20 protein-coding genes and 1 pseudogene are annotated in these 20,402 nt (G+C 58.0%); 14 read left to right on the top strand and 7 right to left on the bottom strand.

The window, feature by feature from the left end:
• Positions 1-27: 27 nt before the first annotated feature.
• The 10 genes from CFBP5473_RS11050 to CFBP5473_RS11005 all read left to right on the top strand — a co-directional run bounded on the left by CFBP5473_RS11050 (position 28) and on the right by CFBP5473_RS11005 (position 8,318).
• Positions 28-2,394, top strand: coding sequence for a putative monovalent cation/H+ antiporter subunit A (locus CFBP5473_RS11050; protein WP_027677172.1), 2,367 nt, complete (start codon positions 28-30; stop codon positions 2,392-2,394).
• Positions 2,391-2,810 carry a Na(+)/H(+) antiporter subunit B gene (locus tag CFBP5473_RS11045; RefSeq protein ID WP_027677171.1) on the top strand — a complete coding sequence of 140 codons (420 nt, stop codon included), beginning with the start codon at positions 2,391-2,393 and terminating at the stop codon, positions 2,808-2,810. The genes CFBP5473_RS11050 and CFBP5473_RS11045 overlap by 4 nt, the downstream gene beginning before the upstream one ends.
• Positions 2,810-3,187 (top strand): Na+/H+ antiporter subunit C, encoded by a 378-nt coding sequence (locus CFBP5473_RS11040; RefSeq protein WP_027677170.1) that lies wholly within the window; start codon positions 2,810-2,812, stop codon positions 3,185-3,187. The genes CFBP5473_RS11045 and CFBP5473_RS11040 overlap by 1 nt, the downstream gene beginning before the upstream one ends.
• Before the next feature lie 17 nt (positions 3,188-3,204).
• Positions 3,205-4,770 (top strand): Na+/H+ antiporter subunit D, encoded by a 1,566-nt coding sequence (locus tag CFBP5473_RS11035; RefSeq protein WP_027677169.1) that lies wholly within the window; start codon positions 3,205-3,207, stop codon positions 4,768-4,770.
• On the top strand, positions 4,767-5,246 hold the full coding sequence (locus CFBP5473_RS11030; RefSeq protein WP_027677168.1) for a Na+/H+ antiporter subunit E: 480 nt from the start codon (positions 4,767-4,769) through the stop codon (positions 5,244-5,246). The genes CFBP5473_RS11035 and CFBP5473_RS11030 overlap by 4 nt, the downstream gene beginning before the upstream one ends.
• Positions 5,243-5,653: a cation:proton antiporter gene (locus CFBP5473_RS11025; protein ID WP_027677167.1), complete on the top strand. Its 411-nt coding sequence runs from the start codon at positions 5,243-5,245 to the stop codon at positions 5,651-5,653. Before CFBP5473_RS11030 ends, CFBP5473_RS11025 begins: the two co-directional genes overlap by 4 nt.
• A complete protein-coding gene (gene mnhG / locus CFBP5473_RS11020) occupies positions 5,650-5,982 on the top strand; it encodes a monovalent cation/H(+) antiporter subunit G (protein ID WP_027677166.1) in 333 nt (110 codons plus the stop codon). The genes CFBP5473_RS11025 and mnhG overlap by 4 nt, the downstream gene beginning before the upstream one ends.
• Before the next feature lie 431 nt (positions 5,983-6,413).
• Positions 6,414-6,842, top strand: a complete 429-nt coding sequence (locus CFBP5473_RS11015; RefSeq protein WP_027677165.1) for a Ros/MucR family transcriptional regulator — start codon at positions 6,414-6,416, stop codon at positions 6,840-6,842.
• A 254-nt stretch (positions 6,843-7,096) separates the two neighbouring features.
• On the top strand, positions 7,097-7,510 hold the full coding sequence (locus CFBP5473_RS11010) for a DNA replication protein (RefSeq protein ID WP_234881748.1): 414 nt from the start codon (positions 7,097-7,099) through the stop codon (positions 7,508-7,510).
• The gene (locus CFBP5473_RS11005; protein WP_037171861.1) at positions 7,494-8,318 is read left to right on the top strand and encodes a DUF6456 domain-containing protein; all 825 of its coding nucleotides are present in this window, start codon (positions 7,494-7,496) and stop codon (positions 8,316-8,318) included. Before CFBP5473_RS11010 ends, CFBP5473_RS11005 begins: the two co-directional genes overlap by 17 nt.
• Positions 8,319-8,411: 93 nt before the next feature.
• On the opposite strand, the gene CFBP5473_RS11000 is transcribed toward CFBP5473_RS11005, so the two are convergent.
• The 4 genes from CFBP5473_RS11000 to CFBP5473_RS10985 all read right to left on the bottom strand — a co-directional run bounded on the left by CFBP5473_RS11000 (position 8,412) and on the right by CFBP5473_RS10985 (position 10,840).
• Complete coding sequence (locus CFBP5473_RS11000; protein WP_027677163.1) at positions 8,412-8,642, bottom strand: PepSY domain-containing protein; 231 nt, start codon at positions 8,640-8,642, stop codon at positions 8,412-8,414.
• The gene (locus CFBP5473_RS10995; RefSeq protein ID WP_136954351.1) at positions 8,633-9,667 is read right to left on the bottom strand and encodes a hypothetical protein; all 1,035 of its coding nucleotides are present in this window, start codon (positions 9,665-9,667) and stop codon (positions 8,633-8,635) included. The genes CFBP5473_RS11000 and CFBP5473_RS10995 overlap by 10 nt, the downstream gene beginning before the upstream one ends.
• Before the next feature lie 149 nt (positions 9,668-9,816).
• Positions 9,817-10,233, bottom strand: coding sequence for a SufE family protein (locus CFBP5473_RS10990; RefSeq protein ID WP_027677161.1), 417 nt, complete (start codon positions 10,231-10,233; stop codon positions 9,817-9,819).
• A gap of 193 nt (positions 10,234-10,426) precedes the next feature.
• The gene (locus CFBP5473_RS10985; protein ID WP_027677160.1) at positions 10,427-10,840 is read right to left on the bottom strand and encodes a DUF5330 domain-containing protein; all 414 of its coding nucleotides are present in this window, start codon (positions 10,838-10,840) and stop codon (positions 10,427-10,429) included.
• A 482-nt stretch (positions 10,841-11,322) separates the two neighbouring features.
• Between CFBP5473_RS10985 and CFBP5473_RS10980 the strand changes: the two genes are divergently transcribed.
• The 4 genes and pseudogenes from CFBP5473_RS10980 (at position 11,323) to CFBP5473_RS10965 (ending at position 15,707) form a co-directional block, all read left to right on the top strand.
• Positions 11,323-12,846 (top strand): sensor histidine kinase, encoded by a 1,524-nt coding sequence (locus CFBP5473_RS10980; RefSeq protein ID WP_027677159.1) that lies wholly within the window; start codon positions 11,323-11,325, stop codon positions 12,844-12,846.
• Positions 12,818-13,762 carry a peptidoglycan-binding domain-containing protein gene (locus CFBP5473_RS10975; RefSeq protein WP_027677158.1) on the top strand — a complete coding sequence of 315 codons (945 nt, stop codon included), beginning with the start codon at positions 12,818-12,820 and terminating at the stop codon, positions 13,760-13,762. Before CFBP5473_RS10980 ends, CFBP5473_RS10975 begins: the two co-directional genes overlap by 29 nt.
• A gap of 270 nt (positions 13,763-14,032) precedes the next feature.
• Positions 14,033-15,258 (top strand): annotated as a pseudogene (locus tag CFBP5473_RS10970) (IS481 family transposase).
• A 107-nt stretch (positions 15,259-15,365) separates the two neighbouring features.
• Positions 15,366-15,707: a DUF1491 family protein gene (locus CFBP5473_RS10965; RefSeq protein ID WP_027677284.1), complete on the top strand. Its 342-nt coding sequence runs from the start codon at positions 15,366-15,368 to the stop codon at positions 15,705-15,707.
• Between the two features lie 95 nt (positions 15,708-15,802).
• On the opposite strand, the gene CFBP5473_RS10960 is transcribed toward CFBP5473_RS10965, so the two are convergent.
• The 3 genes from CFBP5473_RS10960 to CFBP5473_RS10950 all read right to left on the bottom strand — a co-directional run bounded on the left by CFBP5473_RS10960 (position 15,803) and on the right by CFBP5473_RS10950 (position 19,687).
• Positions 15,803-16,291, bottom strand: a complete 489-nt coding sequence (locus CFBP5473_RS10960) for a chemotaxis protein CheW (RefSeq protein WP_027677283.1) — start codon at positions 16,289-16,291, stop codon at positions 15,803-15,805.
• The gene (locus CFBP5473_RS10955; protein ID WP_027677282.1) at positions 16,291-18,234 is read right to left on the bottom strand and encodes a methyl-accepting chemotaxis protein; all 1,944 of its coding nucleotides are present in this window, start codon (positions 18,232-18,234) and stop codon (positions 16,291-16,293) included. The genes CFBP5473_RS10960 and CFBP5473_RS10955 overlap by 1 nt, the downstream gene beginning before the upstream one ends.
• 472 nt (positions 18,235-18,706) lie before the next feature.
• Positions 18,707-19,687, bottom strand: a complete 981-nt coding sequence (locus CFBP5473_RS10950) for a DUF2336 domain-containing protein (protein WP_234881747.1) — start codon at positions 19,685-19,687, stop codon at positions 18,707-18,709.
• Positions 19,688-20,402: the final 715 nt, after the last annotated feature.

Raw genomic sequence — 20,402 nt, 5'->3', positions numbered from 1 at the left:
CGTTCATCGGCTGGAGTGGGAGACCAGATGACAGTCAATGTCACGTCGCTGACATTCATCGTGCTATTTTTGCCTTTTATAACCGCGCTTCTCGCTCCTGTTCTCAGTAGAGCTTTGGGAGAAAAGGCGGCATGGCTGCTGGCGCTTGCGCCCGCAGCGGCTTTCGCGCACTTCCTCGGCTTCCTTCCGGCAATTGCGGCGGGTGAGGTGGTGACCGGCGGATATGTCTGGGTGCCGAGCTTCAATCTCTCCTTTTCATGGTTCATTGATGGCCTGTCGCTCACCTTCGCGCTGCTGATCACCGGCATCGGCACGCTGGTCGTGCTTTACGCCGGTGGCTATATGGCGGGGCATCCGCAGCAGGGTCGCTTCCTGTCCTTCCTCCTGCTTTTCATGGGCGCGATGCTTGGCGTCGTGGTGTCGGATAGCATTCTCATGCTGTTCGTCTATTGGGAACTGACCTCCATCACTTCCTTCCTGCTGATCGGCTTCGATCATACGCGGGAAGCCGCGCGCCGGGCGGCGCTGCAGGCGCTTGTGGTGACGGGCGGGGGAGGGCTGGCGCTGCTGGCCGGGCTCATTCTCATCTGGGATATCAGCGGCATCACGCAGCTTTCCATGCTGGTTCACGGTGGCGATGTGCTGCGCCAAAGCCCGTTTTATTTCGCCACGCTTCTGCTCGTGCTGACTGGCGCCTTCACCAAATCCGCGCAGTTTCCCTTTCATTTCTGGCTACCAAACGCCATGGAAGCGCCTACGCCCGTTTCGGCCTATCTGCATTCTGCAACGATGGTGAAGGCGGGTGTTTACCTGCTGATGCGGTTTTTTCCGGTGCTGGGAGATACGGCTGCATGGGAAATTCTTCTGCCCTTCTTCGGCGGGCTCACCATGCTCGTCGGCGCTCTGCTTGCCGTGCGTCAGACCGATCTCAAGCTGATGCTGGCCTACACGACTGTCTCGTCGCTCGGCCTGCTGGTGATGTTGACGGGTTTCGGGTCGGAACGCGCGCTGGAAGCGGCGGTGCTTTATCTGGTGGCCCATTCTCTGTTCAAAGGCGCGCTCTTCATGGTCGCCGGCATCATCGATCATGAGGCCGGAACGCGAGATGTGACCCGGCTCGGCGGCTTGCGCGGGGCAATGCCGATAACTTTCGCAGTGGCCCTTGCCGCCGCAATTTCCATGGCGGGCCTGCCGCCCTTCTTCGGCTTTCTGGCGAAGGAGGAGATTTACTATGCACTGGCGCATCCCAATCCGCGCGCCATCCTCTTCACCGGCATCGCCATCATCGGCAATGCGCTGATGCTGGCCATCGCCTTGGCCGTGGCGCTGAAACCCTTCGTCGGGCCGACGGTGCATACGCCGAAGCACGCGCATGAGGGGCCGGTTCTGCTGTGGCTTGGCCCGGCAGTGCTGGCTTTGGCCGGGCTTCTCGCAGCCCTGTTCTCACCGTGGGTCCATGCTGCCATCTCGGCACCCATGGCGAGCGCCATTGCGGGCGAAACGCGCGTGGTGGAAATATCGCTTCTGCCACATATCGGCGTGCCGCTGGCGCTCTCGCTCTTCACCGTCGCGCTCGGCATCATGGTGTTCACCAAGCTCAGGGCAGTTCGCGCGCTGATGGCGCAAACGCTGGAGGCGATCGGGCCGGGACCGGACAAGGGCTTCGATGCCTTCATCTCCACGCTCATCCGGCTGTCATTCCGCGTCACGCGCATTTTGCAGCCGGGCAGGCTGGAATTCTATGTCACGGCAACCTTCATCATGATTGCGTGTGCTTTGCTGCTGCCGCTGGTTCTCTATGATGAGCTGCCCGCAATCCCTGCCTGGCCGGGAAATATGCAAATCCACGAATTGACTTTCGTGGTCATTGCCATTGCCGGTCTCGTGGCGGTGCTGATGGCGGCAAGCCGCCTGACGGCCATTATCGCGCTCGGCATTCAGGGCTTTGCCGTGGCCGTCATCTTCCTGCTGTTCGGCGCGCCGGATCTTTCCTTCACCCAATTCATGGTGGAAACTCTTTCGGTGGTCATCCTGACGCTGGTCATGACGCGCCTGCGCCTTTCGCCTTCCGATCATCGCAGACTTGGGCAAAAGCTGCTGGATGGCACAATCGCCATTGCCTGCGGCACGGGCTTCGGCCTCATGCTGCTTAAATCCACGCAGCAGCCTTTCAACGACAGCCTGACGGCGTTTTTCAACGCTTATTCGAAGGTCATCGCTCACGGGAACAATGTGGTGAACGTCATCATCGTGGATTTCCGTGGCACAGATACGCTGGGTGAAATTGCGGTGGTGATGATAACGGCGCTTGCCGTTCTGGCGCTCATCCGCATTCGCGCAAGCTCCAAACGCACGGCGAGTAACGATCATGAGCGAAGGGAGGGCAGGGCATGAACACCTTGATTTTCCGCACCGTCGCGCCCGTCATCGCCAGCCTGATGCTGATGTTCTCCATCTTTGTGCTTCTGCGCGGCCATAACGAGCCGGGCGGCGGCTTCATCGGCGGGTTGATTGCGGTTTCGGCGCTCGCCATCTACGGCATCGCCTTTGGCGTGGAGGCCGTGCGCCGCGCCATCATCTTTCATCCGCTGTCTATTGCGGGCTTTGGCTTGCTCACTGCCGCTCTGTCGGGCGTCATTTCAATCGTGGTCGGCGCGCCCTTCATGACGGGCCTTTGGATTTATCCCAGCCTCTTCGGGGTGGAAGTGCCGCTTGTCACCGTCATCTCCTTCGATATCGGCGTCTATCTCGTCGTAGTCGGCGGCTTTACCTCTATCGCGCTGGCGCTGGAAGAAAGGGATCGCGACTGATGGAAGCTGTTTTCTCGATCCTCGTCGGCATCTTTTTTTCGGTGGCGATCTATCTGATGCTCTCCCGCCACAGCGTCCGGCTGTTGCTCGGCATCGCCATTCTCGGCAATGCGGTCAACTTGCTGCTGTTCACGGCGGGACGTCTTCAGCGCGAGGTGCCGCCCATCATTGGTGCGGGGCTGGATACGCTGCCGCCCGGTACCGCCAATCCGCTGCCGCAGGCCTTGATCCTGACGGCAATCGTCATTTCCTTCTGCTTTTTCTGCTTCCTGCTGGTGCTGGTCTGGCGCGCGTTTCAGGAGCTGAAAACCGATGATACGGATGAGATGCGCGCTGCCGAACCGCAGGCAGAGCCGCCTCCACCGGTGGGATATTAATGCTGGCACACATCTCCATGGCCGCATCCGGCCCCGCCGCCGCCGTCGATCTTTCCGCAGCGCTCGTCATGCAACCGACCCGCTTTGCCGATTGGTTGATCGTGCTTCCCGTCGCGCTCTGCATCGGTCTAGGCGCGGTGCTGATGATGATCCGTCAAAGAACCCGGCTACATGCGCCTCTGGCGATTATCGGCCTTGCCGCGCTTGTCGCTCTGGATGCCGCGCTTCTGTGGCGCGTGGCATCGGAAGGCCCGGTGACGATGGTCATGGGTCGCTGGCTCCCGCCTTTCGGCATCGCTTTCACGGCGGATATGACCGGGGCGGCTCTGGCGCTTGCCGGGGCCATCGCGGCACTCGCCTGTGCCATCCACGCGGCGGGGGATGTGGATGAAAGCGGGAGACGCTACGGTTTCTATCCCTTCCTGATGCTTTTGATGGCGGGCGTAACCGGCGCTTTCCTGACGGGAGATATCTTCAATCTCTATGTCTGGTTCGAGGTTCTGCTCGTCTCCTCCTTCGGCCTCATCGTGCTGGGCTCCACCCGCGAGCAGATCGATGGCGCGCTGAAATATGCCGTCCTCAACCTGCTCGGAACCACCCTGTTCCTGATTGCGGTCGGGTATCTCTATGCCATCTTCGGCACGCTCAACATGGCGGATATCGCCATGAAAGCCACGGCGCTGGGCGAGACTGCACCGCTCGTCACGCTCTGCGCCCTGTTCACGCTCGCTTTCGGCATGAAGGCGGCTGCCTTTCCGGTAAACTTCTGGCTGCCCGCATCCTATCACACACCAAAGATCGTCGTGTCCGCGCTGTTCGGCGGCCTGCTCACCAAGGTCGGCATCTATGCGCTCATGCGCGTCATGGTCATGCTCTTTCCAATTCAGCGGGAAGAGCTCAGCTTCGTCATCGCCATCTCTGCTGCCTTGACCATGATGCTGGGTGCCATGGGCGCGCTTGCGCAAAACGATCTGCGCCGCATGCTGGGATATGTCGTCATCTCAGGCATCGGATACATGATGGCGGGCGTGGCAATCGGCACGCAGGCCAGCCTCAGCGGCGCAGTCTTATATGCGTTGAATTCTGTGGTGCTGATGACGGCGCTCTACCTCGTCATCGGCCACGCGGCCCGCCTCGGCGGCGCCTTTACACTGTCCGGGCTCGGCGGGCTTTATGCGAAAGCCCCGTGGTTCTCCGGCATGGCGCTGGCGCTGTTCTTCGCAGGCGCGGGCCTGCCGCCTTTCTCCGGCTTCTGGCCAAAGGCCATGCTGGCGAAATCGGCCATCGATATCGGCGCATGGTGGCTGGCAGCGGCAATCCTCGTCGCGGGTTTCCTCTGCACCATTGCCTTCGGTCGCGCCTTTCTCCTCTGCTTCTGGCGCCCGGCGGCGACGGAAAGCCGCGCAACCCCTTCAGCGGAAAAGTCACCGTCCATGGTGCCCATCGTCGCACTGACCATGCTTGTCGTCGGCTTCGGGCTATTCCCGGAAACTCTGATGCAGCTCAGCCAGAACGCCGCCGCCACATTGGGTGATCCCGCGGCTTACATCCGCTCCGTCTTCCCGCAGGGAGGTCCGCGATGAGCCTCTATGTCATCGGTCTCATCTTCGTGCTGATCTGGCTTGCCATCTCCGGCAGCTATACCATCGCCAACCTGCTCTTCGGCGTCATCGTGGCCTGCCTCTCGCTCGGCCTCATCCGCCACCAGATCGGCGGAAGCGATACCTATTGGAGGCGTATCCCGGCCATCATGTCGCTGGCGCTGCTCTTCATGAAGGAACTGGCGCTCTCCGCCTGGGCGGTTGCAAAAATGGTGCTCAGCCCGCGCATGGACCTCAAGCCGGGAATCTTCGCCTATCCGCTCACCGTGCGCAGCGATTTCGAGATCACCCTTCTCGCCAACCTCATCACGCTGACGCCAGGCACGCTCTCCGTCGATGTGACGGATGATCGTTCGACGCTTTACGTCCACGCGCTGGATTGCAGCGATATAGAAGCCACCAGGCGCTCCATTGCCGAAGGCTTCGAGCGCAAGATCATGGAGGCGTTTCGCAAATGACACCGGAAGCGCTCATCTCCTTCGCATCGCTTGCCGCACTCTTCATTCTCTGCGCGGCCTTCCTTTTGACTGTCTATCGAGTCGTCATCGGCCCCACCTTGCCGGATCGGGTCGTGGCGCTGGATATGCTGGTCGGCATCGCCATCGGCTTCATTGCCGTCATTGCCGTGCGTACAGGATTTAATCTTTATATCGATATCGCGATTGCGCTCTGCCTCGTCGGCTTCCTTGCGACGGTTGCTTTCGCCCGCTTCATCCTCTCCCGCAAACCGGAAGAGGGGCAGAAGCGGAAAGAGGTTCTGGATGGTACGGATGTGATTCCCCGCGCAGGCCATGCGGCCAAGGGCAGCAAGAAACCCAAAGGCGGCAAGCGCAAAGAAAAACACGGAAAGGACAAGAAGAAATGAGCTGGATGCTTGCGATAGTTGTGTCCGTGCTTCTTGTTAGTGGCGCTCTATTTTCCTTGACTGCGGCAATCGGAATCAATCGCCTGCCTGATATTTACACTCGAATGCACGCGGCATCCAAAGCAGGCACTGTCGGTTCGGGCCTGTTATTGCTGGCGGTGGGCCTGCATTCGCAGGAACTGCCGGTTCTTGCGCGTGCTATAGCCGGTTTTCTTTTTGTTGTGCTCACTGCCCCAGTATCTGCACATTTGCTTGCCAAAGCTTCACACACGGTCGGATATCGGCTGACCTCTTTTACAGTGAGAGACGACCTTGAAGCAGACGGATAGTCGAGTTGCAAAAACTATCCTGCGTTAACTTGCTCTATCTCCCGACATATTCCAAATTTTTATTACCTGTTATTTCTTATATCTGCTCGCGCTGAATTATCGTCTGGATTAGTCCAAAATAATAATTGGACTTTTTTTGGTTTAGTGCTATCCACAATACGTAAAGTTGCTGATGTTGATTTGCTTCGTCGTTATTGGCTTTCCATTAGAACCTATATTGAGCTGAAAAGTCTTGGTGAGGATTTTCCTGGAAACAGAGCCGAGGCTGTCGCAATCATTGTCAGTAATTCCAGTCTATTCTGCATGAATCCGGGGGCGGGTTTCAGGTTGTTAAGTACAAATGCAGATAGGTGGGCTTGGGGTTAACTTTGCTTCACTGGTGCCTGCGGCGCGGCCCGGCACTACGCGAGACATGAACAGGAGACACTTAAATGACGGAAACTACATACGGCGGCGCTCAGAATCTGCTGGTCGAGCTGACTGCGGATATCGTTGCTGCCTATGTTAGCCACCATGTCGTTCCGGTCGCGGAACTTCCTAGCCTGATTTCCGATGTACACACCGCGCTCAGCGGCACGTCGGCCCCGGCTGTTGCGGCAGTCAGCGTTGAAAAGCAGAAGCCTGCGATTTCCGTGCGCAAATCGGTTCAGGATGACCAGATCATCTGCCTGGAATGTGGTGGTTCTTTCAAGTCGCTCAAGCGTCACCTGACGACGCATCACAGCATCACCCCGGAAGAATACCGCGAAAAGTGGGATCTGCCGGTAGACTACCCAATGGTGGCACCGGCCTATGCCGAAGCGCGTTCGCGCCTGGCAAAGGAAATGGGCCTCGGCCAGCGCCGCAAGTCAGGTCGCTGATCACCCCATCAGTCCAGATATTACGAAAAGCCGGCCTTAGGGTCGGCTTTTTTGTTGCCAGCAGAAGGAGTTACAAAGAATTTCGCTCTTCTCCGAGTTGATGTTTCAGGGCATGGACGTATCTTAGTATTTCATTTTGCTGACGCAGAAATTGCGCTTCATTCCCAATGCGATAAGAATTTGTTCCTGGTTTGTTCTTTTCATCCTTCGACATGTGATGTATGAATTAATTCCTATTGAGTAGGGAGTTTCATATGTCAGTCCAGCCCCTTTCCGCAGAAAATAGTGAAGCCGCGCCGCCGCTTGCCGTTTTATCCTCATTGGCTTCGCCGTCCAATTCCGAAAGGCTTGTGTGCCGGTTCGTGCGGCAGATGGCCTTCGAGATGTTCGTTCTCGTATCCGGCGAATCGCACAGGCGGGATCGCAGGCACGCCATGAATCACATCCGGCAAATCTCGATTTATGTCTGCCATGTGGGCCTGTCGCTGCCGGTGCCGGTGGTCGCGCAGTGCTTCGGGCGTGATCGCTCGACCATCAAGACCACCTGCCTGCTGGTGGAGGAACGGCGCGAAAATCCGGGCTTCGATGATTTCGTGTCCATGCTGGAGCGTCTCGCCAGAAGCATGTTCCAGATCGTGAAGGGAGAAGCCGATGTCGGCGTCAATTGAAGATCGCGCTGCGAATGCAGCGGAAATCGCAGCACTCGTGCGCCTGCTTCGCTTCATCGGCAAAGGCCCGGCAGTCGTGTCGGATGAAGGATCGGTCGTTCGCGTTTCCACGCATGCGGGTTCCGCATCCAGAAATATGCCGCAAGCCATTCTCGAACAGGCGATGTCACGCGGCTTGCTCGGCTGGCAGGCAAACGAAATCGTGCCGACGCCGGAGGCGGCATCGTTCCTTCGGCGCGCGCTGGTGAAGGAGCGCGACGATATCTTTCAGGAGCAGCATCGCGATTGCGAGGTCGTTTCCGTCGAGCTTGAAGGGGAGTGGCATTCCGCGCGGCGCAACGAATTGTCGTCGCCCCTTCAGGCCCTTGCGCGCCTCAAGGGCAGGGACGGCAAGCTGTTCTTCCCGCCGGATATTCTGGGCGCGGGAGAGCGGCTCGCAAGCGATTTCCATCGCGGCCACCTCAACCCCCGCGTCACCGCGTCGTGGGAGCCGCGCCTGGCGCAGCGCGTCAAAGGCCAGAAAAGCGGCGCGCAGGACCTGACGGACACCGCACTCGCCGCCCGCCTGCGCTTCACTGCCGCCGCAGACGCCATCGGCCCGGAACTCTCCGGAGTCGCAATCGATGTCTGCTGTTTCGAAAAAGGCCTCGAGATCATCGAGCGCGAACGCCAATGGCCCGCCCGCTCCGCCAAACTCATGCTCCGCGCCGCCCTCCAATCCCTCCACCGCCATTACGCACCCCCGGAACCCACCGGCAAACGCCACAGCCACCACTGGGGTACGGAGGATTATCGACCGGAATTGTGAGGGAAGGCGGCAGTTGGGAGTCAGTTCATTCCATCTGCCGCTTTTGCCGCGCTCGTTCTATATCTCCTTTGACGTCTTTGCCGAAGCAACTGTTCACCAAGGAACATAACCCTCTTCAAGAATCTCTCCGGTATTCGCATCGATCTTGAAACGTGCCACAGTCCCGAAATTGGGATAATTCGTCGTGATTTCGAATATCGTCGGTTTTCGGTTGAACCAGCCATGATGCTCCACGACATGAACTGGCTCTCCAAAGCCCCACTCATTGTCCTCGGCACGTTTGCGGGCGATTTCGATGGCAGCTTCTTTGTCGATTAAGGCCATGCCGTTCCTACCTCTTGCCATGGCTGCAGGGATGAAAGCGGAGACTGAGCCGGAGCCGGAACATCTTGTTGAGGATCGGCTTTAATTTCAACTTCGTCGGTTGATAGCTTGCCAGCTTTCAAAGATACATAGAATCGCGTTCCGCCTAGCATGATCGTGCCAATCATTGCTCCTTCAGAAAAAATCTGTGAAACAGTGACGTAGCCATTCTCAATTGGAAAACGATAAGCGGCTAAACCCTTCTCTAGTCCCTGTATTCTCATCATCGCATAACCCTGCGCCAACGCCTCTTCCAAGTATCGAAGAAACGCGATCCGTTTATAGCCGGTAATTCGCATCTCAGCTCTCAGCTTACGAAGGGGACCTGTTTTCGGTGAGAGGTAGCGGTGCACCAATTCGTGATAAAGCGCCGTACGGCGTGTTTCCAACGGTAGAGGTCCCGCCGTGCGAGGGTGATAACGAGGGATTTTTATGCGCCCGAACGGATCGGTTTCTCCGAATTTCCCAGGAATTTGGGACGGGCGCGATAGCTGTAATCCGCTTCCAGAAGCTGGAGCAGGGGGAAGTGCTATACGTGGTTTTTGTTTGAAGGCGACTGGACCCATGCGAATATTCGCTGCAACCGGTTTCGCCTGTCCCCTAAGCAGAATCGCCTGAATCACGGCCAGACCAAGGATGAGGATCGCTTTGGCAAAATGATCCGCTGCTTGTTCTATATCCCTGTCAGACTTCGCCGAAACAGCCGTTTTTGCAAATGTGTAGAGTTCTTCAGCGCCCTCGAAAACCGACCAGCCCAGTACAATAGCACCCGCCCCGAGAAGAATGAGATCTACGATTGCGCCAATCCCGACCAGATGGGAACCGGCCCACAGAACAATTATCCCAGCCATTATCGACAAGTTTTGAGGTGTAAGCATCGCGCGTAACGCCGCGCCAGTGTCTGCGGGCAGCTTAGGAATCGCCCGCAACATAGCTGCTTGAGTTTTCTCCACGGAAGACATGGCTGACACATTTTCACCTGGCATTATGCTATCACCTTCAACAAGTTGACATTTTCCGCATAAGCACATTGGCTGGGCGTATCTGGAGTGCGTCCGACACCGAAACCAACGTGGTGGCTGAGTTTTACACCTCTAAATTGAGCAAAAATAAGGAAGTTGCTACTTAATCAGCATCAAGCCGCCAGCAACCGCGCCTCTTCTCGAATGCGGTTGACCATGGAGCGCAGGCCATTGGCGCGTTGGGAAGAGAGATGCTCGACAAGCCCGATCTTGCCGAAGACGTCGATGGCGTCCAGCGCGGCGATTTCGGAGGCTTTTTTGCCGGAATAGGTGGCGAGTACGATGGCCACGAGGCCGCGCACGATGTGGGCGTCGGAATCGCCCTCGAATGTCAGCACCGGGTCAGACGCGCCATCGCTATGGCTCACGACCCAAACCTGGCTCGCACAGCCCTGCACCTTGTTCTCAGCGGTCTTCTTCTCGTCGGCAAGATCAGGCAGCGCCTTGCCGAGTTCGATCACATAGCGATAGCGATCCTCCCAATCGTCCAGAAAGGAGAAGTCGTCCATGATCTTGTCGAGAGAAGCCATTTGCCTGCCATCCGTGGTTTTCTGCCCCGGATATAGGTGAAAGCGCGAGCGAATTGAACTCTCCCGCTCAAGAAAAAAAGCCCTGCGGCGAAGCTTTCGCTTCGGGCAGGGCATCACAGTCGGGCAGTCAGGCGGCCGCATCTATAGCGGGATGGGCCGCAAGGGGAGGTGAGAGGGTCTCTCGAATTCGATATCAGAGCGTCGGGCGCTTCTGGGGCACGGGAATGGTGCTTTCGGTCTTGATGGTGCCGGTCTTGATGTCGTCGCTCACGACAGGCGCGTCGATCGTCACTACAGGCGCGGCCACATCGGCAATCTTCTTTTCATCCTTGCCTGCCAGTTGCGCATCGATCAGCTCATAGGCCACCTTTGCGCCTTCACGGGCACGTTCGCCGAAGGCGTGGAACGTCTCGACACCCTTTACGCAAACATCCGGCTTTTCGATGCAGATGGCGCTGACATAGCGGTAGGCTTCGCTGGCAGCGGAAACCGCGCCTGCGACATTCATCTGCGAGTTCTGGTTATCGGTGCTGTTGCTGCCACCGAAGTAGGAGAGTGCGACGAGCACCAGCGAAAACCAGAATGTTCCTTTGATCAGAAACCACATTGCGAGACTACCCTGTTTGACCGGCGTCCTTTGCGGATCATCCGTTGTTGCCCTGTTTTCCGGGCTTGAAAACAACCTAAGACCAAGAGACCAACAGCCATTTGCAAAAATCAGCGAGATTTAATTCAAATTGTACCTATTTGTTCCGCCTCAGGACGATGAATGCGATTTCGCTACAATTTTAACGGCTGATGTTAAGCATAATTGCGGCGGGTGTCCCTGAATGCAGGGGAAAGCGCGGCATGAGCCTGCCACAGAAGTTAACAAGAACAGAAAAATATAACGAATTCCTTCGCTTACCCGCCATTAACCATGATGCACGAAGTCCGGTTGAAATGCTCCGAATTGGGATTCCGAAGGGTTTTAACGGCCTTTCCGCACCCCGCTTTTATCCTTTCCTTAAGCCGCCAGACCCTATTGTCGGGCATGGTTAAGGGCCGGTCCGGCCTGGTTGCAGATTTGGTGTGCGGGTATTGCGTAACATAACGGAAAAAGCGATTGCGTTGATCGATCATGCCGCAGGCATGTGGCTTTCGCGCATGGAAGACGATGCCGATGGACGGCTTGCAACGGTGGGCGCCATTCGGCGTCTCGTCGCTTTCGGTGTTGCCGCACTCGTCGTCGTTCCCGCTGTTTTCTGCCTGGTTTTCTCCGCCTCCGTCGCCCTCCCGCTTGGCGTTACGGTCGTCGTTGCCCTGTTTCTCACCGCCACTGCACTGCTTCTCACACTTCACAAGCCCGCGCGCGAGATGGTGGAACAGCCAGTCGCCAGACAGGATTTGCTGGCAGCGCAGGTGCCCGGCCTGCTGCTGTTCTTCAACGAGCACGGCGTCGTGCAGACCGTTTCCGGTCGCGATCAGCGTCAGTTTCCCGCCCATATTCAAAATTGCACCGGCCACATTTTTGCCGAGCTGGTGCATGTCTCGGATCGTATCGGCCTGATGCAGGCCTTCGATACGCTGCGGCAGGGTGAGGATAACGCCATTGCCGAACTGCGCTTCGAAAACGGCACGGCCAATCGGCAAGTGCAATTCGTCTATGCGCGTCTGGACATGACAGCGGAACGGGATCGTGCGGGCAGGCTGCTGCGCGTCGTCGGTCAGTTGCGCGATGTCACGGATAAGGAAGTCCTGCGCCGCGAAGTCGTTCGTAAGGCGGCAGAGGCGGAATCGGCAAACGATGCGAAATCCCGTTTCCTCGCCGCCGTCAGCCATGAGCTGCGCACGCCGCTCAACGCCGTTCTAGGCTTCTCGGATATCCTTGCCGGAGAATATTTCGGCAAGCTGGAGAATGAGCGACAGCGCGAATATGTCATGCTGATCCGCCAGTCCGGCGCGCATCTGCTTTCGGTCGTCAACACCATGCTGGATATGAGCAAGCTGGAAGCTGGCCATTACGAGCTGATGATGGAGCCTTTCCGAATTTCGGATGTGATTTCCGCCTGCGAAGGCATGCTCGGTCTTCAGGCCAAGCAGAAGGGTCTGACGCTGACCAGCCGCATCCAGCGGGATCTGGGTGAAGTGGTGGCAGATCAGCGCGCCATCCAGCAGGTTCTCATCAATCTTGCGGGCAATGCCATCAAGTTTACCGAATCCGGTGGTGTCGTATCCATCGATGCAGCGCTGCAAGGCAACCTGCTGAAGCTCACTGTCAGCGATACCGGCATCGGTATTGCAGAGGATAAGATCGCGCTTCTGGGCCAGCCTTTCATGCAGGTGCAGAACGAATATACCCGTCGCTATGAAGGTACGGGTCTGGGGCTATCGCTGGTCAAGGGACTGGTGGAATTGCACGGCGGCAGCTTCGCAATCACCAGCCGCCCCGGCGAAGGAACGGTTGTCACCGTGTTGCTGCCTGCCGATGGTTCCGGCCAGGAGCGCAACAGCTGTGGAGAGGCGGAAGCACCGGTGGAATTTCCGCCGCGCTTGAAGCACAACGCAAACGGTGCGGAAATGATGAAGAGGAAGGACACTGCGGATGGCCGCGCCAAAGCGAAAATCGCCTAGGAAAACACCGGCCCGCAAGGAGCCAGGTTTGATTTCCGTGGCCGCAATGGCCATGGGAGAGCAAATTCTGCGTCATCCAAAGCTGGTCGGCGGCTGCACCGCCTTCCTCGTGGTTTTCGGCTTCGTTGCCGCCAATGCGCTGTGGTACCAGCCCGGCCACCATCCTTCACCCTTCCTGCGCACGCGCGATGAGGATGATCCGAACGGCATTGCCGGTTACCGCATGACCTCGCCGCTCGGTGAGCACGGCAACGTCACGACCTTCCGCATCGAGCGCCAGACGGACACGCCGCAAGCGCCTGCCATGCAGAACGGCCAACAGGTCGCGACCACGCCTGCCGCGCCCGGCCAGCCGCCCGCCAATCATCAGCCATCCGATCTCGTGGCCGAAATCCAGCGCGAACTTTCACGCCGTGGCCTTTACGAAGGCCCGGCAGACGGCCTGATCGGCCCACGCACCACCGCCGCCATCCTCTTCTTCGAGGAAACGGTGGGCATGGAGCAGACCGGCGAACCAACCAGCCGCATCCTTTCCGCCTTGAAAATCGACAGCGCCACCACCGTTGCCGCCATCCCCAAGGCCGTGCCACAGGACCGCCCGGCAGCATCCAATAGCGGAGGTGTCGCAATTGATCCCGTCGCCGCAGCCATCCGCAATGCCGAGACAACGACGCCAAAAGCACAGACCATCTCGCTCTCGTCCAGCAACGCGGCAAAGCCCGCGCCCAAGGACATGGTCTCCAAAATCCAGCAGGGCCTCGTCAACATCGCCTATGCCGACGTAAAAGTAGACGGCGTCGCCGGCGAACAAACCCGCCAGGCCATCCGCAATTTCGAAAAGCACTATCGCTTGCCAGAAACGGGAGAGCCGAACGAGGCGGTGCTGAAGAAGCTGAAGTCTATCGGGGCTTTGTGACGGCTTCGTTCTCCGCAGGCCTGCTCGACCTGCATCCCCGGTCCAAAAAGCGCTCGCGTTTGCGGCTCACCCCCCTCTGCCCTGCCGGGCATCTCCACCACAGGTGGGGAGATCGGCAAGCAGCACGGTCCGCACTTCATCCTCGACGCAAGAGATGGGCGACAGCTATCCACGATTCGATCTCCCTCCTTGTTGTACAGCCTTGAGACATAGTTGACAGATGTTCGGAGACATCCCTGACAGTTTTGCTCTGTGGCAAAGGAGGTCGGGATGGCTTGGCGGGAGGTGTCTGTCGTGGATCAGCGAAGCGAATTTGTGATGCTTGCGTCGTTGGAGGGGGCCAATGTTTCGGCTTTGTCCAAGCGTTTCGGCATCAGTCGGCAGACGGGGTATCTTTGGCTGCGGCGGGCAAAGGCGGGAGAGACCGTGCAGGATCGCTCCCGTCGTCCGCATTCAAGCCCTTTTCGAACCCCCGATGATCTGGAGCGCAGTGTCGTCGATATTCGTGACGAGCACCCGGCCTGGGGTGCCCGCAAGATCGCAAGGCGAATGCGCGACCTTGGTATGGAGCCGCCTTGCGTCTCCACCGTGCATGCCGTTCTTTCCCGCCATGGCAGGATCGGGGCGCGACCGAGTGAGCGCATGGCAAACGGTCGCTTCGAGCGCGAGGCGCCCAACCTCCTCTGGCAAATGGACTTCAAAGGGCGCATCCAGATGGCCTGTGGCAACTGGTGCTATCCCCTAACCATCATCGATGACCACTCCCGCTTCGCCATTGCCATCGAAGCCTGCCCCAACGAGCAGCTGGAGACCGTTCGGGCCAGGCTGGAGGCGATCTTTCGTCGCTATGGCATGCCGATGGCCATTTACTGCGACAATGGCAATCCATGGGGTGCGGGCGTGCCCAATCAATGGACGCGGCTGCGGGTCTGGCTGTTGAAGCTTGGCATCGAATTGATCCATTCCCGGCCTTATCATCCGCAGGGTCGTGGCAAGAACGAACGGTTTCATCGTAGTCTCAAGGCGGAAGTGACGGACTTCACAACGCTCTTGGATCAGGCCCACGCCCAAAAAGCGTTCGACCGCTGGCGCCGTATCTACAATCACCATCGCCCGCACGAAGCGCTCGGCATGGCCGTGCCCGCAAGCCGCTATCGGCCTTCCTCACGTGCATTTCCCAACCAGCTTCCAGAGCCCATCTACGACAGAAGCGAGATCGTTCGCTGCGTCAGTTCGACCAAGGGCTATGTCAGCTTCAAGGGCAAGACCTGGCGGGTGCCGAACGCCTTCAGAAACGAACGCCTGGCCATCCGATCCCTCAACCGCACAGGCCTCTACGGCGTCTTCTTCGGCGCAACCCAGGTCGCAAAAATCAACCTTGAAAGCTAGGCCGCACTGTCAGGGATGTCTCCGAACATCTGTCAGGGATGTGTCCGGTCTTTACACTTGTGGGGGCGATGCCCGGCAGGGCAGAGGGGGTAAGCCGCAAACGCTGACATCTCCAGCAAGATATCGCGTGTGGTAAAGTGAAGGTCGTCGGCGAAACCCAAACCTCCACGAAAAATCCATAGCCCCCAAACCACGCACTCTCTATAACAACCCCATGCGCCTAAAATCCGAAATCTTTGTCTCCGCCCTCATCCGCCGCGTCTTTGCCGCAGGTGATTTCGCTGCCATCGAGCGCAAGGGGGCAGAGGAGGCGGGGGCTATCTTTATTCGGCAGCGCTTGCGTGGTGGCTTGGAAAATCTTTATGGCCCTGCGCCGCAAAGCTTCTCTGACGACGAGGAAGTGCGCGCTGAACGCCGCTTCGAACTTCGTCTTGAGGGTGCGCAGGCGCAGGATGTGGAGAGTATTCTGGAGAAGGAAAGGCGGTTCGACAGCGACCTCTGGGTCGTGGAACTCGAGACCGATAATGTGGCGGGACTGTTTACGGTCGTGGGCTGATTTGCTCGTCGTTGTATTGGGAGCTTCCGAGGGAGGCTTGGAAGTAGCAGCGCCGGGGCCACGAAGAGCGTCAGCCCCGACGTTGGTTGTTGTATTCAGGCCTCCGCCTCAACTCCCCATTCTTCTGGCTCTGCGGTTGCGAAGATGGCGTCGAGATTGAGGAAGCAGATCATCATTTTTTCGCGGGCGAAGATGCCTTCGGCGTAGCCGGTGGTGGCAAGGCCTGCGGCGGCTGGCACGGGCTGAAGGTCTGCGGCGGAGACGGTCAGGATGTCGGAGACGCGGTCCACCATCATGCCGATGGTCTTGCCCTTGACGCTGGTGACGACGATGGCGCTGCGTTCGCTGGCTTCGGCAGGCGGCATTCCCAGCTTTGCCGAAAGATCGATGATCGGGATCACCGTTCCGCGCAGGTTCATCACGCCCAGCACATCCGGTGGCGTGTGCGGGATTGGGGTCACGGGGGCCCATCCGCGAATTTCGCGGATGGCAGTGGTGCGAACCGCAAACTGCTGATCGTTCAGCAAGAATGCGATGATTTCGAGCGCGTCGTCAGCGCGCACGGCAGCGGAGATGTCCTGCATCAAAACTCTTCCCAGTTGCTCTTGGAGGTATCGAGCGCCGCATTGCCGGAGAAGGCGGCGGAGATGCGGCGACCGAGCGCGCGGGCAGGGGAGGCGGAGGGACGGTCAGCCGTGGAGGCCGTGCGAACGCTTGCCGCATTTCCGGCATAGCTGCCTTCGGAAAGCTTGAACTGCGCCAGCAACTGGTTGAGCGAATGCACTTCCTGCGCAAGACCATGGCTTGCAGCGGTCGATTCTTCCACCATTGCCGCGTTCTTCTGCGTGTCCTGATCCATCTGGTTGACGGCAGTGTTGATCTGCTGAAGACCGGAGGACTGTTCCTGTGCCGACTCTGCGATGGCCGCAACGTGACGGTTGATCTCCTGAACTTCAGCCACGATCGTTTCCAGAGCGCGACCGGTCTCGCCGACCAGTGTCACGCCTTCTTCGACCTGCGTGTTGGAGGTGGTGATCAGCGCTTTGATGTCCTTGGCAGCGTTGGCGGAACGCTGTGCAAGTTCGCGCACTTCTTGAGCCACGACGGCAAAGCCCTTGCCTGCCTCACCGGCACGCGCCGCTTCGACACCTGCATTCAGCGCCAACAGGTTGGTCTGGAAAGCAATCTCGTCGATCACGCCGATGATGTTGGAAATCTCGCCGGAAGACTTTTCGATCTGCTCCATGGCGGAAACCGCCTTGCGCACCACATTGCCGGACTGTTCCGCGCCAAGCTTTGCACGGCTGACCAGCTGACCGGCTTCCTGGGCGCGACGGGTCGCGTCCTTGACGGTGGTGGTGATTTCTTCCAGAGCCGCTGCGGTTTCTTCCACCGCTGCTGCCTGCTGCTCGGTGCGCTTGGCCAGATCGTCGGCGGCGGACTTGATCTCGTTGGCGCCGGAATCGATGCCGCGGGCGTTCTGCGCCACGCGGTTCAGCGTGGACTGAAGCTGTTCCGCCGTGCGGTTGAAGTTGCCGCGAATGCCATCCAGCGTTTCGACGAAAGGCTGCTGGATACGATGTGTCGTATCGCCATCGGCAAGCTTCGAAAGCGCCGCACCGAGATTATCGACTGCAAACTGAACGTCTGCCGCTTCCTTCGCCTTCTGCTTCTCACGCTCGATGCGCTCCCGCTCGGACATGGAGCGGTTGGCTTCGGTCTCCTGCTCAAGACGGATGCGCTCGATGGCGTTTTCACGGAACGTCTGAACGGCAGCGGCCATCTGGCCGACTTCATCCTTGCGGTCCATGCCGTCGATCTCGGCCTTCGTCTCGCCAGCAGCAAGCGAATTCATCCGCTCGCGAAGGCGGGCGATGGGGGTGGAGATGCCTGCTGTGGCGATGAACAGGCCAAGCGCGATCAACAGTCCGGAGATACCCAGAATACCGATGGCGCTTGTGAGAATTGTTCTATCGGTATTGTCCGATAGCTCCTGGCTACCCTCGCTCATGGCCTGAGTGAGCTTGTCGGTGCCTGCGGAAATCTTTGGTAGAACGTCCGAGAGCCTGGTGACCATCTCGAGTGCCGCTTTCTGAGCCTCGACGCTTTTTCCGGCCTTTGCCAGATCGAACGCCTTGGCAGCCAGAACGTCCAACTCGTTGAAGCCGCGAATGATGTCCTGCGCGCCTTCCGCGCGCTCCGGCACCATCTGTCCGACCTTGGTCTGGCGTTCTTCACTGACCCTGCGATCTTCCGCGAATTTCTTCGCTGCGGCTGCGAAAGCGTCGCTGGAAGGATCCAGCAGCGATGCGCGCAGAGTGCTGATTGCCATTGCGTTCAGCGATCCGCTGGTTCGCGCGTTCAAAACGGCTGCGTAGGAATCCTTGTTGATAAAGTGATTATAGGTATCATCAGTCTGCTGGTACTGAATGCTGACATAGGCCAGTCCAATCAGCGACGTCGCGCTCATGGCTGCTATGACCGAAATCATCTTTGTCTTTATCTGGGCGTTTTTTAGAAAAGACATTAATTCCTCACGCTAATGAACAAGCGGTACAATGCTGCCGCCTGGAAAATCATTTAATCATTCCGCGTAGTCACCCCATTCATTGGGCGTCGAGCAATCTATTTCGCAACCAATAGTATTTTTATATATGACTCGGTCTACTGCCCCAAAATAATGCTGGGGTTGGCGAGGGATAGATATCCATAATTTTCCTAAATTTATTATTACTGACGCCGGGCACAATTCACCTAGCGGAAGGTAAGAATTTAAGTGTCTGAAATTTATGCGATTTATTTATAGGGCAAGACAACTTAAAGGTGGCGCGAAACGCGCGCCAGATTTCAGTTGGCCTGTGTGAATTGACGCAAGCCCAAAGCGCGAATTTTTGCGCTCTCCGACATTGAAGCCGAACCGGAAAGACCGTGAGTCTGGGCGTTCTCTCCAGAAATACAACCAGAAAGAGAACTTGGTTACTTTCCGGTCTTTACCGGAATCAGCGCCTTACGACGAGTTTCTGGGCCTGATCAAGCTTGCCGGTTTGCGCATCATCCGCACGGTCTGGATTGACGGTATAGCTATCGGCACGCCGCCAGCTTTCGATCCGCTCTTCGCACTGCACTGGGTCCAGCGCATCGAGCATGGCTTCGGCCCGTGTCATATCGGCTTCGCGCGCCTTGAGGTGCGGATAGAAGCATTCCAGCACGAAGGAAGCATCGGGAAATTCCATGCCGAGGCCGGTCAGGGTGGTGGCGAGTTGCTGGCCGGAAATATCCAGCATGATGCGCTCGGACAGCCAGTGGCTGGCGGAAAGGGAATCCGAAAGGGCAGCCGAAAACTGGCGCGCATTGCGTTCGCGGGCGAACCGCACCAGCAACGCTTCCTGCACTTCCGTCAGGCGGCGCACGCCCAGCGTATCGTAATCCGGGCGGCGGAACTGCCGGGCCATGTTGCGCAACTGGCGGCGCAAATCTTCCTCGCGCTCGGCAATGCGTTGTGCCGTCACATTGGGGCTGTCGGGCAGGGCGACTTCCGCCTCTTCACCCGGACGCTTCGGCACATGGCGCGAATGGCGCAGGCCAACCAGCGCATCGATGACCGTGGGAGATAGATCCTCACGCCGCACGATGGCGCGGGCATGGGCCGCACCCTGGGTGCGCGCAATGGCAATCAGCGTGTCATCGCTCAGCGCCTGAGAGGAAATGAGAAACGGGGCAGACAGCGAAATCGGCTGGCTGGCAATGAAGAATGCGACCGCCGACGGCACGTTCTGGTTTTGGGAAAGGGCCGCAATAGCCTCACGCTTCGCTTCCGGCGTGGACGCCGTGAAGAGAGGCATGAACAGTTCCGCAAACTGGCGAAGCTCGGATTTGGACGGATGAGAAAGCCCTTCAAAACTCGATACGGTGGCCATCAGCACCACGTCTTTCTTCCTCTCGGCGCTTGGCCGCTCAAGTTCTCGAAACCGGTCAGTCAACGCAATACCCAACACGACGCAAAACAATACGATTGGGACAAATTAGAACAAATGCGTTGACGGCCTGTTAACCACCGCCGGGGCAAAGCCCTTTTTTGTTGCTATTCACAGCAATTTTTTAACAAAAGAATTTTCGATAATTCATGGAACCGCTGTGCATATAGCGGCGTTATTGCAGGCCTTAGAGCGGGTGCTCGCCGACCGTGGTTGCGACATGGAAAGACGAGCCCCTGACCGCCATCATGGCGGCTGACTGCTTTAGACATGAGGTGATTGCGTTTCGTCAAACGCCCAGCCTTCTAATTCTAAAGGGTCAGTTTCTGTATGATCCTAAAACCGTTATGATTTACAACGGCTTTGCCGATGTAATCCCTGATTGAATTCACAGGACTGTGACCGATTGATTGACGATATGTTTGTGCAGTGCAGCAAATTTTAATGAAATTTGTGCCGATGCAGGAATATTAGCGTTAACGCTCGTTTAACCTCTTAGTGATTCTAATATCATGGGTGACTAATGGATTCGGTGTTATACTCGCCCCCTGACGTACCTTAAGGGCGGGCGAACGACGCCCCTGTTGCCCAAGCTTTTGATGCCAGTCCGTGGACTGGAGATGCCCGATGTCGTGGTAATGGCATAACCGTATCGACCTCGCGCCGGTGTTCAAAACATCGGCTCGAATATCGAAGATGATTTCGCGCAAGGTCGGTACGA

The organism is Agrobacterium larrymoorei (assembly GCF_005145045.1).
Lineage (GTDB): Bacteria > Pseudomonadota > Alphaproteobacteria > Rhizobiales > Rhizobiaceae > Agrobacterium > Agrobacterium larrymoorei.
Note: the sequence above shows the minus strand (reverse complement) of the source record. Positions and strands in the feature narration are given on the sequence as shown.

Bases quoted from the DNA above. Each gene is read 5' to 3' on its own strand.
- CFBP5473_RS11045 (WP_027677171.1), top strand. From the start codon at position 2,391: ATGAACACCTTGATTTTCCGCACCGTCGCGCCCGTCATCGCCAGCCTG.
- CFBP5473_RS11040 (WP_027677170.1), top strand. From the start codon at position 2,810: ATGGAAGCTGTTTTCTCGATCCTCGTCGGCATCTTTTTTTCGGTGGCG.
- CFBP5473_RS11050 (WP_027677172.1), top strand. From the start codon at position 28: ATGACAGTCAATGTCACGTCGCTGACATTCATCGTGCTATTTTTGCCT.
- CFBP5473_RS10965 (WP_027677284.1), top strand. From the start codon at position 15,366: ATGCGCCTAAAATCCGAAATCTTTGTCTCCGCCCTCATCCGCCGCGTC.
- CFBP5473_RS11015 (WP_027677165.1), top strand. From the start codon at position 6,414: ATGACGGAAACTACATACGGCGGCGCTCAGAATCTGCTGGTCGAGCTG.
- CFBP5473_RS10955 (WP_027677282.1), bottom strand. From the start codon at position 18,234: ATGTCTTTTCTAAAAAACGCCCAGATAAAGACAAAGATGATTTCGGTC.
- CFBP5473_RS11025 (WP_027677167.1), top strand. From the start codon at position 5,243: ATGACACCGGAAGCGCTCATCTCCTTCGCATCGCTTGCCGCACTCTTC.
- CFBP5473_RS11005 (WP_037171861.1), top strand. From the start codon at position 7,494: ATGTCGGCGTCAATTGAAGATCGCGCTGCGAATGCAGCGGAAATCGCA.
- CFBP5473_RS10990 (WP_027677161.1), bottom strand. From the start codon at position 10,233: ATGGCTTCTCTCGACAAGATCATGGACGACTTCTCCTTTCTGGACGAT.
- CFBP5473_RS10960 (WP_027677283.1), bottom strand. From the start codon at position 16,291: ATGCAGGACATCTCCGCTGCCGTGCGCGCTGACGACGCGCTCGAAATC.
- CFBP5473_RS10985 (WP_027677160.1), bottom strand. From the start codon at position 10,840: ATGTGGTTTCTGATCAAAGGAACATTCTGGTTTTCGCTGGTGCTCGTC.
- CFBP5473_RS11035 (WP_027677169.1), top strand. From the start codon at position 3,205: ATGGCCGCATCCGGCCCCGCCGCCGCCGTCGATCTTTCCGCAGCGCTC.
- CFBP5473_RS11010 (WP_234881748.1), top strand. From the start codon at position 7,097: ATGTCAGTCCAGCCCCTTTCCGCAGAAAATAGTGAAGCCGCGCCGCCG.
- mnhG (WP_027677166.1), top strand. From the start codon at position 5,650: ATGAGCTGGATGCTTGCGATAGTTGTGTCCGTGCTTCTTGTTAGTGGC.
- CFBP5473_RS11000 (WP_027677163.1), bottom strand. From the start codon at position 8,642: ATGGCCTTAATCGACAAAGAAGCTGCCATCGAAATCGCCCGCAAACGT.
- CFBP5473_RS10995 (WP_136954351.1), bottom strand. From the start codon at position 9,667: ATGCCAGGTGAAAATGTGTCAGCCATGTCTTCCGTGGAGAAAACTCAA.
- CFBP5473_RS10975 (WP_027677158.1), top strand. From the start codon at position 12,818: ATGGCCGCGCCAAAGCGAAAATCGCCTAGGAAAACACCGGCCCGCAAG.
- CFBP5473_RS11030 (WP_027677168.1), top strand. From the start codon at position 4,767: ATGAGCCTCTATGTCATCGGTCTCATCTTCGTGCTGATCTGGCTTGCC.